The sequence below is a fragment of the Saccharicrinis aurantiacus genome, assembly GCF_001660705.2.
GTDB classification, from domain to species: domain Bacteria; phylum Bacteroidota; class Bacteroidia; order Bacteroidales; family Marinilabiliaceae; genus Saccharicrinis; species Saccharicrinis aurantiacus.
Genome location: NZ_LYBV02000027.1, coordinates 75,486 through 94,182, shown reverse-complemented (window position 1 = coordinate 94,182; position 18,697 = coordinate 75,486). Strand labels below are relative to the sequence as shown.

12 protein-coding genes are annotated in these 18,697 nt (G+C 35.4%); 3 read left to right on the top strand and 9 right to left on the bottom strand.

All coding sequences use genetic code 11. From position 1 onward, the window contains the following. Nucleotides 1–28: 28 nt before the first annotated feature. The 6 genes from A8B35_RS11835 to A8B35_RS11810 form a co-directional block, all read right to left on the bottom strand. Nucleotides 29–436, bottom strand: coding sequence for a hypothetical protein (locus A8B35_RS11835; protein WP_075602979.1), 408 nt, complete (start codon nucleotides 434–436; stop codon nucleotides 29–31). 2 nt (nucleotides 437–438) lie between these two features. Continuing rightward, entirely contained in the window at nucleotides 439–2,433 is a 1,995-nt protein-coding gene (gene tssD, locus A8B35_RS11830) for a type VI secretion system tube protein TssD (protein ID WP_075602978.1), read from the bottom strand. 796 nt (nucleotides 2,434–3,229) lie between these two features. Next, the gene (locus A8B35_RS11825) at nucleotides 3,230–4,510 is read right to left on the bottom strand and encodes an L-cysteine desulfidase family protein (RefSeq protein WP_075602977.1); all 1,281 of its coding nucleotides are present in this window, start codon (nucleotides 4,508–4,510) and stop codon (nucleotides 3,230–3,232) included. Between the two features lie 270 nt (nucleotides 4,511–4,780). After that, the gene (locus A8B35_RS11820; RefSeq protein WP_075602976.1) at nucleotides 4,781–6,439 is read right to left on the bottom strand and encodes a flavodoxin domain-containing protein; all 1,659 of its coding nucleotides are present in this window, start codon (nucleotides 6,437–6,439) and stop codon (nucleotides 4,781–4,783) included. A gap of 144 nt (nucleotides 6,440–6,583) precedes the next feature. Continuing rightward, a complete protein-coding gene (locus A8B35_RS11815; protein WP_075602975.1) occupies nucleotides 6,584–8,452 on the bottom strand; it encodes an alpha-amylase family protein in 1,869 nt (622 codons plus the stop codon). Between the two features lie 24 nt (nucleotides 8,453–8,476). Continuing rightward, nucleotides 8,477–10,861 (bottom strand): glycoside hydrolase family 31 protein, encoded by a 2,385-nt coding sequence (locus A8B35_RS11810; protein WP_083634429.1) that lies wholly within the window; start codon nucleotides 10,859–10,861, stop codon nucleotides 8,477–8,479. A gap of 340 nt (nucleotides 10,862–11,201) precedes the next feature. On the opposite strand from A8B35_RS11810, the gene A8B35_RS23820 reads away from it, so the two are divergent. The 3 genes from A8B35_RS23820 to A8B35_RS11795 all read left to right on the top strand — a co-directional run bounded on the left by A8B35_RS23820 (nucleotide 11,202) and on the right by A8B35_RS11795 (nucleotide 14,374). Further along, on the top strand, nucleotides 11,202–13,490 hold the full coding sequence (locus A8B35_RS23820; RefSeq protein ID WP_075602973.1) for an NADP-dependent malic enzyme: 2,289 nt from the start codon (nucleotides 11,202–11,204) through the stop codon (nucleotides 13,488–13,490). A 145-nt stretch (nucleotides 13,491–13,635) separates the two neighbouring features. Next, on the top strand, nucleotides 13,636–14,118 hold the full coding sequence (locus tag A8B35_RS11800) for a hypothetical protein (RefSeq protein WP_083634428.1): 483 nt from the start codon (nucleotides 13,636–13,638) through the stop codon (nucleotides 14,116–14,118). A gap of 1 nt (nucleotide 14,119) precedes the next feature. After that, on the top strand, nucleotides 14,120–14,374 hold the full coding sequence (locus A8B35_RS11795; RefSeq protein ID WP_075602972.1) for a hypothetical protein: 255 nt from the start codon (nucleotides 14,120–14,122) through the stop codon (nucleotides 14,372–14,374). On the opposite strand, the gene A8B35_RS11790 is transcribed toward A8B35_RS11795, so the two are convergent. The 3 genes from A8B35_RS11790 to A8B35_RS11780 all read right to left on the bottom strand — a co-directional run bounded on the left by A8B35_RS11790 (nucleotide 14,367) and on the right by A8B35_RS11780 (nucleotide 18,697). Continuing rightward, nucleotides 14,367–15,107, bottom strand: coding sequence for a LytR/AlgR family response regulator transcription factor (locus A8B35_RS11790; protein ID WP_075602971.1), 741 nt, complete (start codon nucleotides 15,105–15,107; stop codon nucleotides 14,367–14,369). The two genes, A8B35_RS11795 and A8B35_RS11790, sit on opposite strands and share 8 nt — an antisense overlap. A 999-nt stretch (nucleotides 15,108–16,106) precedes the next feature. Beyond that, the gene (locus A8B35_RS11785) at nucleotides 16,107–16,502 is read right to left on the bottom strand and encodes a DUF3859 domain-containing protein (RefSeq protein WP_075602970.1); all 396 of its coding nucleotides are present in this window, start codon (nucleotides 16,500–16,502) and stop codon (nucleotides 16,107–16,109) included. Beyond that, the gene (locus A8B35_RS11780) at nucleotides 16,502–18,697 is read right to left on the bottom strand and encodes a tetratricopeptide repeat protein (protein WP_075602969.1); all 2,196 of its coding nucleotides are present in this window, start codon (nucleotides 18,695–18,697) and stop codon (nucleotides 16,502–16,504) included. The genes A8B35_RS11785 and A8B35_RS11780 overlap by 1 nt, the downstream gene beginning before the upstream one ends.

Sequence of the window (18,697 nt, the reverse complement as noted above, 5' to 3'; positions counted from 1 at the left end):
CTCATTTATATTACTAGTAAATTTAATGTTAGTATTTACTTTTTGATTTATAAAAGTAAATACTCAGTATTAAAACTGTTAAGCAAGTGATTATAGGTGCAATAGAATTTTTAAACGAATAATATAATATATCCGAACTAGAAAATGTTGACCAGCATGCATATCTGTAAGTAAACTCATTTTTATTAATAAAAAACCAAAAAAAACATAAAGATACCGCAATGACATAAAGCTTAAAACTTGATTTTAATATTAATTGAATAAAAAAGACAACTAAAAATTGAATTCCCATAAATTTAAAAATTGCCTCTACAACACCGCTTTTAGCATCAATGCAAGATAATCCATCAGGAAGGAACCAATACATTTGTAATGCGCCAAATATGGCACACAGTAAACTAATTGTTAATGCACTTTTAATTTTTCTTTTACGCATTTTTATTGAGGTTTATAAGTTTCATAATTACTGGAAATTCCTTTAGGAAAGTCTCCAGCTTTTACTGGTAAATATGCGCCTTTTGAATTCCAAATAGCTCCATCAATTTTCTTCTCTGTTGATATATATGTAGTAAACAAATTCATATCTTTTGGGTCATCAGCAAATACATCTTTTATGTCCGTCTTTAGGTTTTCAAAAAACGATTCTCCTTTATCATTATCTGAAATATATGTGTCTCTATGATTTTGAGTACCCCAAGTGTCTTCGTACAAAGATCTTTTCATATATGCGTGAACTATAATTTGACTGTGATTTGATATTTTTTGAGCTAAACTATTTGATTTTAATGGGTTCGTTACAATTTCAGAGGAAACACCGATGCCTGTTCTACAAGCATAAGAGTATAAATGGGATTGATTATTTTTTAGAAAAACATTCTCCTTTATTTCACTAAAAGTTTTATAGTCTAATTCTTGTTTACTAGCATTTTTTCCATCAAGTCCAAAAGCAATTACACCTTCATTAGTTTTATCTCTTACATAACCATGTGCAAAAATCTTAATATCAGATATTTTTTTAGAATCTCGATATTTACTCTCCTTGTTCATTTTTATTGAACCTCCATTAATGAAATTAATTAGCTCTTCTATACTATTAATTTGTAGAACTTTTGCTTTTTCGTTATAAGAAAGTATTACCTTAGAAAAAGCTTCTAATTGATTTTTGGTGTACCCATCTTTAAAAATAAGTATTTTTAGATAAGGGTATTCACTTAAGTTTTCCCTAACCTCCCTAACAGCTTGTGCTGGAAACATTAGTTTATTTGCAGAATTAGCTGAATGTTGTTCTGTTCCAACGATTATGATAGTTTCTTTAACTATTGTATTAGTTAGCACACTAACCCTTTCAGCAGCACTTTCTACGTAAGCATAAATCCTTATTTTCTCCGCTTTCTTGGCTTTATATTTAAAACAAATCACACCATCATTATCTAAATATGATTTAGCACCTCTAATATTTGTTATTTGCCCATCATCGCTAAGCTGTTCGGCCCATTGGGTAAGTGCTAGCTTGTCTCCTTCTGCTTGTGTATATTCTGTTGCTTTATAGATATAGGTATTACCCTCAATCATTTCTTCGGCAACTTGCCCATTCTCAAAAAACGGACCTTCGACTTTTTTAACTAATAATTTATCTTTCTGCTTTTCCTCGTCAGGTTCTTCGCTTACAGAACTAGGTCCGAAGGCTCTATTTGTTGGTGTTATATCGGTAACTTTCCACACCTTTTGGTGTTCTGCACTGCGGTTACGAGTGATGGCAGGCGATAGACGAACATTCATTTTCATGGCAGTGTTACCCTCGGCACTCATGTTTTCTTGCACACCTATACAAAAGCAATCCCAAAACTCAATTTTAAAGGCTTGGTCGCCATCGCCATCGTAAAACACCAATTTGCCTTGGCGCATTTGGCTTGTTAATAGCCACTCGTATAAATAATCATCATTTTCGGAACTATTAAGCTCTAAACTAAACAGTCCGCCAATTTTGTTGTAAGTAGTGCGGGCAGTAATGTTCTGAACAGGGCTAAGGTATTTATCGTAGTTGTGAGTGTAATTGGGAACAATTCCATAATCGAGACCTGCCTTATGCCTTGCCATAGCAAGGGTATTGTAATAGCCTACCTTTTTAGTATCACTCTCGCCAAATTCACCTAAGCATAGGTCGTTAAATTTTGGAGTAGTTTGGTAGAAATCAGATTGCGCTTGGCGCATACAATCTTGTTGTAATCTTTCGTCCAATTGACTCCATTTTACCAATGGCAGTTTATTTGCGTAAGGATGTAAGTTGTAGGCATCTCCCATTTCATATGGAAAATTCTTTTGTAAGAACTTTCTGTAATATGCTTTATCTACTTCAATGGGGCAGAAATACTCATAATGCAGACCTGTAAGCCAGCGTTCGTAGCTATCAACTACTAATTTGATTTGGTACATAATTGGGTTTAAGTGTACTTAAATTTTGTTTGTAATGTTTAGGAACTCTCTGATATCCTCACTCCCTACATATAGCTAACCCATATGCTGCATACGCACTTTATTTTGTGATATACGCATCAATGAGAATACATAATTTGATGTGAATGTAAAAAAATATTTTATGTTAATTGGCATAAAATACATTTGGATTAAGAATAAATTAGGGCTTTACACAAAAACAAGGAGCTAAACCTATGAAAAATAAGCTTGCTCCCTGTTTTAATTTAAAACTCCGCCTATTCTAATAAACTCTTGTCCCTTATTCTACAACACAACTTATCTTGTGCAATAATATCGTTCTTATGAATAAGATTATTCCCTTCTGTAAGTATATTATACCCGTATGAGAGTGGTTATCCTTCTTAAGAACAAAGTTATTTTTATATGGAAGTGTATTTTACTATTAAGAAGGTGGTTAATTTTCTTAAGAACAAGGTTATTTCCTTCTGGAAATATATTTTACTCTTGTGAAAGTGAATATGGATTGACAGAAAAATCTGCATGCCTTATGGTTTATGCTAACCTGCGCCACGATAGAAGTGGCAGCCCTTTGTGGATTGGTTTTAGTGTAGCTTAGCAAACGGATGCGACCAGAGGAGCACACGAATTGCTTAGCTACACTTAAAGCAAGCTATAAAGGCTATAACGGATAGCGGGAATGAGCGCCATAGAAAGTTATAAGTGGTAAATGATAAGTTATAAACGCTGTAATACAAGCAAGTTGTAAAACCATTTATAACTTTACATTTTTAAACTACTCGCCTAGCATCATTTTAATGATTTCTTTATCGGTTTCGCGCATGCCGATGCTACCCAGGCGACTTACGTTTTTAATGGTGTTTTCAACGCCTTTTTCTACAATACCATCGCCGGCAAGGAATTGTTGTCCGTCTTTATACATATGGTATCCGAGTATTCCGGCTTCAACGCCCGAGGCTATTTTGCCTGCGCATGATGGTTTGGCGCCGTCGCACACTATACCTGAAACTATGGCCAAGGCGTTTACTATGGTGTGGCTAATTACTTTGTACTCGCCGCTTAATAGGTAGGCAATGCCGGCTCCTGCACCGATACCGGCTGAAATGGCTCCGCAATAGGCGGATAAACGGCCGATGCCTGTTTTTTGGTGGATGGTAACCAAATTGGCCAATACTAAGGCGCGCATGAGTTTGTCGTTGTCTACTTTTAAATCGCGGGCATACTCAATAACGGGTAAAGAGGTGGCTAGTCCCTGATTTCCGCTGCCTGAAACAATTACCACAGGAAGTTCGCAACCACTCATACGTGCATCGGAACCTGCTGCAGCCATGGCTTTGGCGCGTACTTTAACATCGTTACCCCAGGTGTTTAACAATACCGAGCCTACGTTAGCGCCCCATTTTCCTTTAATACCTTCGTTGGCAATGGCGGTATTGTAGGTGATTTGTGTGGTGAGCATTTCTTTTACATCGGATACATTGAGCTCCTGGGCAAAATCGAAAATGCCCTTCACGGTCATTTGCGAGCGGTCGGTTTTATCGGGCTGTGGGGTATCGTTACAACCTAAGTTTTCAACCAGGGTTTTTCCGTTTTTAGTTACCTTAACAATGTTGGTATGGAAGTGCGATATTTGTACGCTTGCCTCATCGGTATTAGAGAAAACGGTTACAATGATATCGAATATTAATCCGCTTTGCGAGTTAATTACTTTTACTTCTTTGTTTTGTAAATATGCGGCAATGTCCTTTTTTCCTTTTTCGCAAACTTTTGAAATTACCTCAAGCACTTTATCTGAATCTCCGGCAATTACACCAGCTACGGCAGCGGCTTCGATACCTTTTAAATTGCCCGTATTGGGTACAACAACACTTTTTACGTTTTTAATAATATTACTACTTACCTCAACCTCGATGCGCTCAGGCAAAGCACCTAAAACTTTACGCGCCATGGCTGCTGCATAGGCAATGGCAATGGGTTCGGTACATCCCATGGCGGGAACCAACTCTTCTTTTAATATATTTAAATAAGTAGTGTATTGTGTGTTGGTATTTTCCATAATGTGCTAGTATACGTTAGTTAAACATCAATAACTTATATGATGTGTGGGCAAAACTAATTATTTACAAGCAGCAAAAAGCCAACAAAAATCAGTGTAGCAAAAATAAAACACCTTTTAGTCTTTTAACTCGGAATATGCATTATAAAACCTATTTCAATATTGATAACAAAGTTCTAATGCATACTGCGGGTTAAAACAAAAGTTCAGATAGATACAAGAGGCACTTGGCGCTTGTACCTGATAACTGAATGGATACCGAATGTGGGTTTAATAGATATCTTCGAACCATCTTTCTGACTTCATTAAAACAGAAATTGATGGGGTTGCACTGCCTTTTAATAGCTGATTAAAGGTATCCCTAACGCCTGCGGCCATAGCCTGAGATCCACACAAATAAACCATAGCACCTTGTTGTAATAATTGCAACAAATGCTGTTTTTGGTGTTTTAAGGCTTCTTGTACATAACCATACTCGCTCTCGTCTTTTGAAAAACAGGGCGTGAATTGCAAATTATAACCCTCGGTTTTTATTTGTTCAAACTCGTGGTGATACATTGCGTAATTGGCCTTAAACTTTTGTCCCCATATGAGCCAAGTGCTGCGTGTGGCATTGCGCTGAGAAAGTTCTTGTATAAAGGAGCGGAACGGAGCAATACCTGTTCCGGTGGCAATCATTATAATAGGTGCATCGCTTTTGGTAAGTGTAAAGTTAGGGTTCGATTTTAAGGTAAAACTGAGCGTTGATTGCAAGGCTGTGGTTTCGTTTAAATAGATTGAACCAGCCCCTTCGTGAGCAGCATTATTAAAGGGATAGCGAATGGTTTTTATACACAAATCGATTTGCTGTGGCGATACCAAAGGACTACTGGCAATGGAATAAACCCGTTTGCGCAGGGATGGTAGCACACCCAATATTTTTGTAAGAGGTGCGTTGATTTTATAATCGTTAATTAAATCGAGCACATTGGCCTTATGCAAGTATGCCTTCAACTTTTCGGGCTTTGATAACAAAGCTTTTAGCTGTTGGTTTTTGCCCAAAACACTATAGGCAACTAAGGTATTTTTACTCACATTGGTGAGTTCTTTATCCTGAAGCTCCTTAGCATCTTTAAGCTTTAACTGTGTAGCGATGGCTGAAACTATGCTTGCTGGATTTTTAGGCTGTACCTCAATGGTATCTCCTGCTTTATATTGAAACGAATTGCCGTTTGCTTTTAAGCTAAGGTGGATGATGGTATTTTCATCAGAATCGTTGGCTAAAACCGATCGCTCAATAAGGGTAGCGGTATATTCGGCCTTATTATTACTCAATACAGATACTTCGGAATTGTTAGAGAGATGGCTACTGCCCACTTGTTTTAACAGCTGCTTTTTACTGGTGTTGATCCACTGCTGTGCGCTTTCTGAAAAATCCTCGTCGCACTTTTGAATGGTGCTGATTGCTTTTGCCCCCAAGTGGGATAGAACTTTATCGAACTGCAAGCCCGATTCGCAATAATAATCGTAACTACTGTCGCCCAAAGCACAAATGCTATATTTTAATGCGGATAAACTACCGGCTTGTTTTTGCTTTAAACTATTGTAGAAGTCTTCGGCCTGAGGCGGCATTTCGCCTTCGCCATAGGTGCTAATTATAATATACAAATGCTTGATGCCTTCGATGCTTTCTGTACTTGTATTGAGCATGCTGTGACACTCAAGCGCATATCCGCTTTTTTCCATAGCTGCCTGAAGTTCGGTGGCAACCAATTGCGAGTTACCCGATTGCGTACCATACAAAATTAAGGTGTCTTTTATGGGAGTGCCTTTGGGCTTGTTATTTGATTTGTTATTCTTTCGGTTGGATATAATGGGTTGTAAAACTACTAGTAAGCCAATTAATATGAGTGCAACTATAATATAAAATAAAGGACCAATTCCTGCCATGTTCAAATATGTGTGTTTGTTCGTTTAAGTTGAATAAACGCCCAATATTGGGTATTGTTCGTACAAACATAGCACATAAATGCATAAAAAATCCGATGTTATGAAAACATCGGATTCAATATGTATTGTATGGAATATTTTACCTTACTCAATCTTAAATATATAGGATTGTAGTGGTTCTATTTGAACGGGTACTTTAGCAATGCCATCATTAATTTCTAATGTCATAGCTTCGGTGCCGTATAACTGATCTACAATTTTATGATTCCCCTCTTTTAAACCCATTTTTACTTGTATAGATTTAGGCAACTGCAAATCGAAAGTAAATACATCCGCATCGCTAAAATTAGAAACTACAATGAGTTTCTCTGCTCCCTTCCAACGAACAAAAGAATGTACTTTATTGGTATATTTTTTTGTATTCTCGCGGTTGTAGGCATGTATATCGGCATATTCACCCATTAGGGCATCGCTATTAATAGTGAAGTTTAGTAAGCGCTTGTAAAAGTCGCGCAATTCCTTCTCTTCAGCATTAAGTTGTCCGCCATCAAATTGGCCATTATTCATCCACTTTTGGTGATTTGGCACGCCAAAATAATCAAATATGGTGGTTCGAGAATGGGTTCCAAAACCAGCATCTTCAGCTGCTGGCTCCCCAACTTCCTGTCCGAAATAAATCATAGTAGGCGACGTACTCAAAGTTGCCGAAACTACCATGGCAGGCATTCCTTTTTTAGCATCTCCTGCAAATTCTGGGGCTGCAATACGCTGCTCATCATGATTCTCTAAAAAGTGCAATAAGTTATGCTCAATATCAGTATACGATTTTTGTATTGGTGCAATGTTATCTGTTGAACCATGCCCTTGCATAATGTGCTTTAGGGTATCATATAAATCTACTTTATCATATAGGTAATCCATTTTACCCTTTAGTATATAGTCTCTGTAAAGATGCGGTTGGTATACCTCTGCCATTAAAAAGGCATCCGGGTTTTTAACCTTAATAGATGAGTTAATGTAACTCCAAAATTCAACAGGAACCATTTCAGCCATATCGTAACGGAAACCATCAACACCCATTTCTATCCAAAATAAAGCAATATCTGTAAATTTCTTCCATGAGTCTGGCACATCTTTATCTTGCCAAAATGCCATATGTTCTGCATGGTTCTTTTTATCATATCCCTCTGGTAATTCTGCAAAATCATAAGTTCCATCAGGTTGAACGCCATAATTAATCTTTACGGTTTCGTACCAATCGTAATGATGTGGCTGTGCTAAACGCGAACCATTACCAGTCCATTTTGCAGGATTTTCATCAAACTTCGCATCCGATAAAGGATGTTTTTCTCCACCTAAAGGTTTGTATCCATCCAATGCTTCAGGCACTTTAAAAGATGCACCCGGTACGTAATAGAAATTATTATTCTTTGCATATTCTACCGAAGAATCATCGTCGGCACCAAAATCTATAACTCCCTCTGGGTTATTCTTTCCCTCGTATTTACGGGCCACATGATTGGGAACAATATCGATAATCACCTTCATTCCGTGTTTATGCGTACGGTCAATTAAGGCTTTAAACTCTTCCATGCGCTTAGCTGGATCAACAGCCATATCCGGATCTACTTGATAGTAATCTTTAACCGCGTATGGTGAACCTGCCCTACCCTTGACCACATCCGGATCGTCGTTTGAGATGCCGTACTTGGTATAATCCGTAATGGTGGCATGATGCGGCACGCCAGTATACCAAAGGTGTGTAACCCCTAGGTCTTTAATTTCCTGAAGTGCTTTATCCGTAAAGTCGTTGAATTTACCTATCCCATTTTCTTCAATGGTACCCCAAGGTTTGTTGGTGGTATTTTGGTTACCAAACAAGCGTGTAAACACTTGGTAAACTACTGCCTTTTTAGGGCCTTCTTCTTTAACAGGCTCCGATTTACTTCCTGTAGTACAAGCTACAGTTGCAAATACAAGCACTGTAACTAAACTATATATTAACTTTTTCATAATACTATTATATAATGGATAGAACTATTTTATTTCAACACTAAGTTTACTATTTGACACTGTTAAGGCCACTTTAATTTCTTTTGATATCTCATTCCAATCAAAATCAACCTCCTCACCATCAACCTTCACATAATTCGGTTGGGTACGATGGTGGTGTATTATTAATTGAATATCTCTGCTTTCGGGTTTGTTTTTATAATCGAATCCTTTTGGATGGATTTTTATTATCAATCCGTTTTGATGATTAAACTTAGAGCTGAAGAATAACTTCTCAAATTGATTGTTTTCCCAACTATGGTTGGATTCTCCATCATCCTCGTACATAAAATCTTCTGACGAGGCGATATCCTCATCGAAATAGTAATGTAGATTTAATTTCTGAGTACTATAATCATCCATACTATTTACAACAGGAGCCATTGGAATAAAAGATCCCCCTTTAACAAAAACAGGAATATTATGTATATCTACAGGAATAGTTACTTCTTGCCCACCAACAAACTTTTCGCCTGTGAAGAAATTATACCAATTGGCATTTGATGGTAGTGGTAATGTCCATTCGCTTGCTCCCTTATCGGTAACCGGAGAAACCACAAAGTTATCTCCCCACAAATAAGTATCCTTTTCGTTTAATAACTCAGGATTATCATCTACATAAAATAAAGGCTGCATTAAAGGAGTACCTTCAGTACTATTTTTATAGGCCATTGTATATAAATACGGTGTTAAAGCATAACGTAGTTTAATGTACCTGCGCGTGATATCCTTCGTTTTTTCATCCCAATATATGGGCTCTGGTGGCACATCTTCTTGGGCATGCGTTCTATAAACTGGCTGAAATACTCCATACTGTAACCAACGCGTATACAATTCAGAGTCTTTATAATTACCTGCAAAACCTCCTAAGTCGGAGTGCATATATGCCATACCTTGCATTCCCATCTGTAACGAAATTTCTACCTGCGGTTTTAAACCTCCCCAAGTACGGTTCACATCACCGGTCCACGGTATCATACCATAACGTTGTGAACCTGCAAAACCAGCACGCATCAATATTACAGGACGCTTATTCGGGAAATCTTGCGCATATCCATCATAAACGGTTTTAGCCCACTCGTGACCATAAGCATTATGAACGGTATTGGCAGAACCATTAACATGTTGCAAATCATCTGGGTGAACCTCAGGCTCACCCAGATCTCCCCACCATCCTTCTACACCACTTGCTGTATGCTTTTTATAAATACCCCAAAACCATTTTTGTGCTTCTGGCTTAAATATGTCAATTAATGCAGTTGTTCCGAAAAAGAAATCGAAAATATAAGGTTCACCATTGATATCTGTACCCAGTAAGTTCTGCTCTGCGGTTTCTTTATATTTACCACTCTCTTTTAAAATAAAAGGCTCTGTAATTAAAACCGTTTTAACGCCTTTCTCCTTAATATTCTGCATCATTTGCTCTGGTTCAGGGAAGGCCTTTTTATCCCATTCTAGATTTCCCATATGCCCTTGTAAATCGGGTCCAAACCAATACAAATCTAAAACCAGGGCATCTAAAGGAAAGTCTTCTTTTCGATAAGTATCTACTACTTTCTCAACTTGCTTTTGAGAGCGATACCCCATGCGCGAAGTAATATTACCCAATGCCCAACGCGGCGGCATAGGCTGATGACCTGTAACTTCAGTATACTTATTTGTTAAATCTTTCCAAGAATCGGATGCAACCACAACATAAGCCAAACGACCACCAACAGCTTCAAACTGGAGGATATTCTCTTCCGTTGCTCCTAAATCTAAATATCCATCTGCTGCATTGTCAAACAATAACATATACTTATTAGATGAGATAACTATCGGCATTGAATAGTACATTAAATCAGCGTGCGTTTCATAACCATAGCTAGCTCTATTGTATAAATGCAATCGTTTCCCTCTCCTATCCATTCCAAGAACACGCTCACCACCGCCCATTAACTTCTCATCTGGCGATAGATTCATTCTGAAACCTTTAATAGAGTCGGTATAAAGTAATCCCTCCTCCTCTGACAAAATAAGCTTATCATCAGCAAAATAAGATAAGGCAAAGGTTTCCTTATCAATCCGTACCGACATGTAATTTGTAGCGTATTCCCAGTAATTTTCTTTACTCGAAAAAGAAGCTTCAACCGGAGTTATATCATTTGTTAAAGCATAAGAAGGCGCATTAGAATATCCTTCAACCTCATATTTCGCCTCAATAGAATAATCGGATAAGGGAGTTAAAACGATCTGCCCTTTGGGACTATCAATAATAACATTATCGCTATTTTGAGTAATCAATTTATCAGCTGGCGACTGACATCCCCCTATTAAAATGCTCGCAAAAAGCATTAAACACATCCAACAAAATCTTATTCTATGCATCATATTTAACTAATTATTTAATCGTTTTATTCACTGTCGTAAATCAAATAATACCTTGTAAGGAATTATCCAAACCCAATTGACTATACAGTCTGTCAAAATTGCCACTATAGCCTTAATATAGCAAAATATATAAATAATATTAGTACATATATATTAATAAACAGAAACTTACACCAAAATACATTACGTAAAATATAGACCAATTACACACTCTAATTGTAGAAAAATAGGTTTACAAAGTCATCTTCCTATCAATTTGTATAAAATTACATCTAGTAAATTTCCCATCGAACTAATACGTACTTCTGATTGTTTTCTCAACGAACTAAAATCTACATTTATGTCAAATTCTAAAATCAGAAAGCAAGATGCTTTAGATTATCATACCAAAGGAACGCCTGGAAAAATTGAAGTTATTCCTACCAAAGCCACCAAAACACAACGCGATTTAGCATTGGCCTATTCCCCTGGAGTGGCAGAACCATGCAGAGTAATTGCTGATAATACAGAAGAGGTATATAAGTACACTGCAAAAGGAAATTTAGTTGCGGTTATTTCTGATGGTACTGCGGTGCTTGGGCTTGGTAATATTGGCCCCGAAGCATCTAAACCCGTTATGGAAGGCAAAGGCTTATTATTCAAGATATTTGCTGGTATCGATGTTTTTGATTTAGAATTAAACACCTCAAATATCGAGGAGTTTATAACCGTTGTAAAGGCTCTTGAACCCACCTTTGGAGGAATTAATCTAGAAGACATTAAAGCGCCTGATTGTTTTGAAATTGAAAGCAGATTAAAGAAAGAACTAAACATCCCAATTATGCATGACGACCAGCATGGGACGGCAATTATATCTGGGGCAGGGTTGATTAACGCCCTCAAAGTAGTGAAAAAAGATAGAAACAAAGTTAAACTGGTAGTTTCTGGGGCTGGTGCTTCAGCGCTGTCGTGCATTAAAATATTTATAGAACTGGGCCTAAACAAAGACAATATTATTGTATGCGACTCAAAAGGAGTTATAAGGTCAGATCGAAAAAACCTAAGCAAACTAAAAAACGAATTTGCAACTAATCTAGACTTCAACACACTAGAAGATGCCATTGTTGATGCCGATGTATTTTTGGGGCTGTCGCAAGGCAATGTTCTAAGCGCAAATATGCTAAAATCCATGGCTCCTAAGCCAATTGTTTTTGCTCTCGCAAATCCTGATCCTGAGATTGAATACGAAACTGCCATGAAAACTCGTAATGATGTTTTAATGGCTACAGGCAGGTCTGATCATCCCAACCAGGTAAATAATGTACTTGGGTTTCCGTTTATATTTAGAGGTGCACTTGATGTTAGAGCTACCGAAATAAATGAAGTCATGAAGTTGGCTGCCGTAAAAGCCATTGCTGACCTTGCACAACAGCCAGTTCCTGATATGGTCATAAAAGCTTACAATCAAGAGACAATGAGCTTTGGTACCAATTATATTATTCCAAAACCACTTGATCCAAGACTACTTACTGAAGTGGCTCCTGCTGTTGCAAAAGCGGCCATTGAAAGTGGTGTTGCGCAACTTGAAATTATAGATTGGGAGCAATACAAAACAGAGTTAACGCAACGCCTAGGAAATGATAAGCAAATAATTAGACGCTTAACCAATAAGGCAAAACAAAATCCTAAAAGGGTGGTATTAGCTGAAGCTGATGATTACAGGGTACTTAAAGCTGCTCAAATTGCATTAGATGAAGGTATTGCCAAGCCTATTCTACTAGGAAATATTAAACAAATAAAGGCACTCATTAAAAAGCACAACCTCGAATTACACGATATCCCAATTATAGATCCAACCTCAAGTGCAAATAGCAAAACTGTTGCGGCATATGGCGATCTATTCTTTGACAAAAGAAAGCGAAAGGGCTACAATAAATACGAAGCTCATAATTTAATGATTAAAAGAAATTACTTTGGAGCCATGATGGTTGATCAAGGCGATGCTGATGCGCTAATATCTGGTATCAGCCGAAAATATAGTAATACCATTAAGCCTGCGTTGCAAATTATTGGCACTAAAAAGAAAGTAAAAGCATCTAGTATGTATCTAATGCTCACCAAAAATGGGCCTCTATTTTTTACTGATACCACAATGCTTGCCAAACCATCTGCCGAAGAATTGGTAACTATAGCCTACCAGGCGGCAACAACAGTGCGCAATATGATGGATATTGAACCCAAAGTGGCCTTTCTATCATATTCAAATTTTGGTTCTACAGATGGTGAAGAACCTAAAATGGTTCGAGAAGCAGCCACAATTATGAAACAACGCTATCCTGAAATAATTTCTGACGGTGAAATACAAGCCAACTTTGCCTTTAATCAAACAGAGCTTGAAAAGAATTATCCGTTTTCAGACTTGGTAAATAACGAACCCAACGTGTTAGTATTCCCTAACCTTGCGGCAGCAAACATTGCGTATAAATTATTACAAGTAATGAAAACTGCTGAGGCTATTGGCCCTATTGTATTGGGTTTAAACAAACCCGTTCAGATTCTTCAATTAGGCAGTTCGGTGAGAGAAATTGTTAACATGATTACCATTGCTAATATTGATGCTCAAATAAAAGAAAATACAAAACATTCATAAATGTATACTTCATGAAATATGATGCCCAAGTGCATTTGGGCATTATAGAATTTCAACTTGAATAATCGATAATAATTAATTTGTACCACTTTCTTAATGTATATTTGAACGATATTTAATTTAGATAACTTAATTGGTAAGTTAAATGCCCATTAAAACAAATAGCATAAGTACAATAAAAAAAGAACTCAAAGATCTTCCGAAAGAAGTGTTAGTTGAGCATTGTATACGCTTAGCTAAGTATAAAAAAGAAAATAAAGAGTTATTACACTACCTGCTATACGAAGCCTCTGACGAAGAAAATTACATTAATGAGATTAAACTAGAAATTGAAGATGGTTTTAAAGGTATAAATAAAAACACCTTATACTTTGCAAAAAAGACCATTCGCAAGGTGCTTAGAATTGTCACTAAGCATATTAAATATTCAGGTAAAAAAACAACTCAAATTGAATTACTGATTCACTTTTGTTATGTAATGAAAAACTGTAATGTTCCTTTTAAAAATAGCAAAGTACTCAAGAATTTATATGAGCGCCAAGTAAGTAATATTTATAAAGCAATGGATACTCTGCATGAAGATATCAAATTAGATTACGAAGACGATTTAGAGAAAATAAAACTATAATATGGGTATATTAAGAAGCATAAAAAACGAACATATATTGTTTGAGAACACTGCCTTAGAGTGCGTTGTTGCCATCCACGAAAGTGAGGTTAAAAAGATAAAGACATATTTCAAGAAGTATAAAGGCAAAAAAGAAAAACCTAGCGAGCTGGTTAACGGTTACTTATTCATTTATGATGAAGAATTTGAATCAAATAAAATAGACTTCAGTAAAGTAGTTGAATTCGAAATAAGAGATTTATCAAAAATTAAATAAAACTGTTAGCTATTTTAGAAATATGCTCAATTAGTGGTTTAAAATTAATAGCTGCTAAGGGCATTTCTAATTCTCCCAAGCGAATTATATTTTTTTCCTTATCAATTTCAGATACGTAATTAATATTTATCAAGCACGATCTATGCACCCTAAAAAAATGTGACTCTGGTAATTTTTCCTCAACACTACCTATTGTTTTTGACACGTACAATGGCTCACCATCAGCCTTATATATTTTACAATAATTGCCGTCTGCTTCAATAGCTCGTATTTCATTATAAGCAACAATGTGAACACCCTTCTGATGATTTACCATCAACTTACTATAACCATAATCCAAATCGCCATTTTTTGGCTCATTTGGTTTGGTTTTACGCTTCATGTTTATTTTAAGAACTGTATCTACTAAATCTTTTGGCTTAATCGGTTTTAGAATATAACCAGAAGCTCCTAAACCAACGGCATCTACAGCATACTGATTATGTGCGGTAATAAATACCACATCAAAATTTATGACATCAAAATAATTAAATACATCTAAGCCCGATTGTTGAGGCATCGATATATCCATAAATACAAGTCCTGGTGATTCTTTTTTTATTAACGAAACTGCAGAATCAAGATTATCGGTCATACCGACTACCTCTACTACATCGTTCAAATACATTTCTAGTATTTTTTTAATACTCTGACGAGCACTATTTTCGTCATCAACAATAATGGTTCTCAACATTTTTATTCAGATATGTAGCCTTGGTATACTAATTATGAAATGTGAAAGTAACGATTATGGTAGTAACTTACAAACATAATTTTCTTTCAATAGTAAAAACTTATATGCTTTATTTACAAAACAGACTAGTTTATATAAAAAAAAGGGCACTCCACTAATTAGTTTCATTTAGCGAATGAGGTACCATGTATATTAACTATCTTTATAATAAACCCTTTAACAAACACCCATCATGAACAAACTCAAAATTAAACTCGAATTTCCAACTACAATTCTTTTAATACAGTACATACTGGTAATTATATCTCTAATTGTAATTTTATCATAGCCTTGGTTTCTAATGAGTGATTAGTCCTACCTTATTGGATAAAATCTTATATAAAAATTCGATCACACTCGACAACATCTAATGATAGAACGTTTATAAAATAACGTTATATTTATTAATGCCTAATTGTGGTATTCGTTATCATTTGTTAATTACACCCGCTTATGAATGCTATTATTATAGGGTTAAAAAAGTCGTTTTAGGGTGGTGAAATGTGTTTGATAGTTCACTTTTATTCTTTTTAAGTTCACATGATTTCCTGTAAGTCCAATTAGGTGGTGTATCTGTACTAAATATAGGGGGAATATGTACAATTAGCGTTTTTTAACTTGTGTAACAGTAGCTTTTTTAATAGTTTTAAAAATATAGCAAGGGCGAAAAGCAGTTTTCTTCTCGCTAAATAACATTAATTAACGATTAATTATTTTCAATTTGCAGGTGTTTAAGCAATGGATGCATTATAAAAACACATCAATAATTTGAGATAATATTATAATAAAAGATGATGAGTTATAGTTTAAAAAATTTGGGAGATATGTTTAGGAAGACGGAGGATACAACTATTAAATTAAAAAGAAAGATATTTTGGTTTCTTGTTATTGAAGTATTATTAGTTATAGCACTTTTAGGATTTACCTTCTTTTTAATTTCTGTAGTTTTAGCTTAAACCTTTATTTATAAAGACTTTTTATAAATAAAGATTTTTTAGCTATAATTTTACCATCCAACCATGTAGTTAAGCACCATTCACCTTGTTTGTCTTCGATGGGAGCCCATATGGTATCTCCCAAAAAGAACTCATAGTCGTTTGAATTAATAAAATATTCTCCAGTAAAAGAAGGTTCTACCTTTCCTTGATCATCCTTAAATGGAGGATGATCAATTCTATACTTTACTCTCTTCCCTTTAGCTCCTTTAATAATTATCACGTAACCAAATTCCACATCAAGCTCCAATGGTATTTGATCTGTTATATCCAATAATTTAGGTAATTCCTTAGTACCTCTATCCCATCTCGAATATACTCCGTAGCTATATAATTCTGTGCTAACTTTCTTTTTCGCCATTACTCTTCTATGCTATACTTTAATTGATCTATTATTATTGGCAAGTCTAATTCATCTACACCATTCAGAATAAGTTGTTCTTTATCTTCGTAAAATGTATTGAAGAATTCTTCACTATTATTCATTAAATTAATGGCCTTCTTGTAATACACTAACGCTTGTTTTCTATCTTTTAAACAAAGATAAACATGCCCAATATTAATTAAATCTTGATTATTTGAGGAGCTAATCAATAATTTCTGATAATACTTTTCTGCTTGTTCAAAATTTCCGGACACAAACGAACACCAAGCAATTGGACTCCATACCTTAGTGTTAGTTGAATCTAAGTATTCCACCTTGAAATAATACTTCAGTGCATCTTTATAGTTTTTAAGATCAAGATGACAATGACCTATAAGAGCCTGAGTGTGTAAATCCTCAGGTTTTATTTTTTCTGCTTGCAGATAATAATTTAAGGATTCCTGAGGTTTCCCTATAGATTTATACATCAAGGCAATTTTCTTAATGGTCCACAGCTGATCGGGCTTTAAAATATCTGCTCTGAGGTATAAGTCCAGAGCTTCAGTGTATTTACCAACTTGCTGTAAACTATATGCCGATTTTTGAATTAACTCAACATGACTACTATTATCAGCTAATAGAATTGCAAAAACCTCAGAAGCCTCGAGATAATACTGCTTTTTGAAATAGAACTCTCCAATTTGACGGAGATAGGATTGATCTTTAAATAGAATAGAAAAGAACTGCTTTTTGTGAAAAGCCATCTTCCATGCAAAAACATCTTCAAATTGATTGCGATGCGGATATAATTTATACAAACGATAAAGGTCTTGTATATAACGGTTATTTATATTGGCTTCCTTTTTATCTGGTTTAACTAAGGAATCATCTTTTTCAATATCTTCTATTTGCTCGAGCTGTTGCTCAAACATTTTAGCCATCATATCTTTTTGAAACGATGGCATAAAAGGAACGCTTAGGAATAATGAATATTTATCAGAATTACATAAGAATCCTGATTTTGTTAAACTCTCTTGCACCGATTTACTACCAAAAATAAACTGATCGTCTCCATAATTTGGAGCTAAAGCAGGATTTTTCACATCGAAAGGGATTAACCAATTATGTACATCATTAAAAAATGGAAAATGTTTAAGTGTTTTAAATGTACTTAAAAACACATCGGCACCTTCCATTTGCCACTCGGTAATTTCCTCAAGCTTACTTTTTAATTCTGGTGAATCTTTAAAGAAATCTTCCCAATCAGGATTTTCTCCTTCAATAAATTTTTCACCAATCATATCATCAATATCCAACTTATTACGAAGATTAGGATGCATTTTTACCACTTCTGGCAAAATTTCTTCGTTCAACTTGGTTATGATTTTTTCTGTTTCTCTAGTTCTAATTAAATTAATAAGTAGAGACGAAATAGCCTTGATGTTTTTTTCATCATCAACTAATAAGTCGATACGTTTTGTTATGGTTGGATAATACTTTAAGCGATCATCATATTTATATAAACTCAAAATTAAACCAACCAAAGATCGCTGTCGCACTTCTTGAGTTTTACTGGAACAAACTTCAAATAAAACCAACAACTTTTCTAACGTAAACTCTTGCAAAAGTCCCACAGTGATGGCTGAAACAAAAAGCGCTCGGTATGTATAGTTTACATCTTCATCTAATAATATACCTACAATAGCCTTATGTTCGGATAAACTAATATCATGAACAGAAAATAATTTGTTGAAAATGTGTTTAATGCTTTCATCGGCAGTATTCGACTGCTGACCAATCTGACCAGCTAATGCATCACGTTCTAAAGCATCATAAAAATTACTTATTACATTCTCAACTGAATTAGCATTGTCAGATTGCCGTCTTAACTGATATAAATAATCACTCGATTTTTGCTTGTAGATAAACGAAAACAAACGGTCGGATAAATTAAATGTATCACCAATAATTTTATCATACATTTTTTGTTGCTCAGGATCGTTTACTCCCTCAACAGCATAGGAGAGCAAACTTTTATAGGTAAATTGTATATTATAATGATCATCAATAATACTACCACTTTGAAATTGCTTGGCTAAATTACCAATCATTGCCAAAGCATCTTTTATTTGCTTTTTGCACAAGGCATTATTGATTTCTTGATTTAACTTTTTTATTTCCTGAATTTCCAT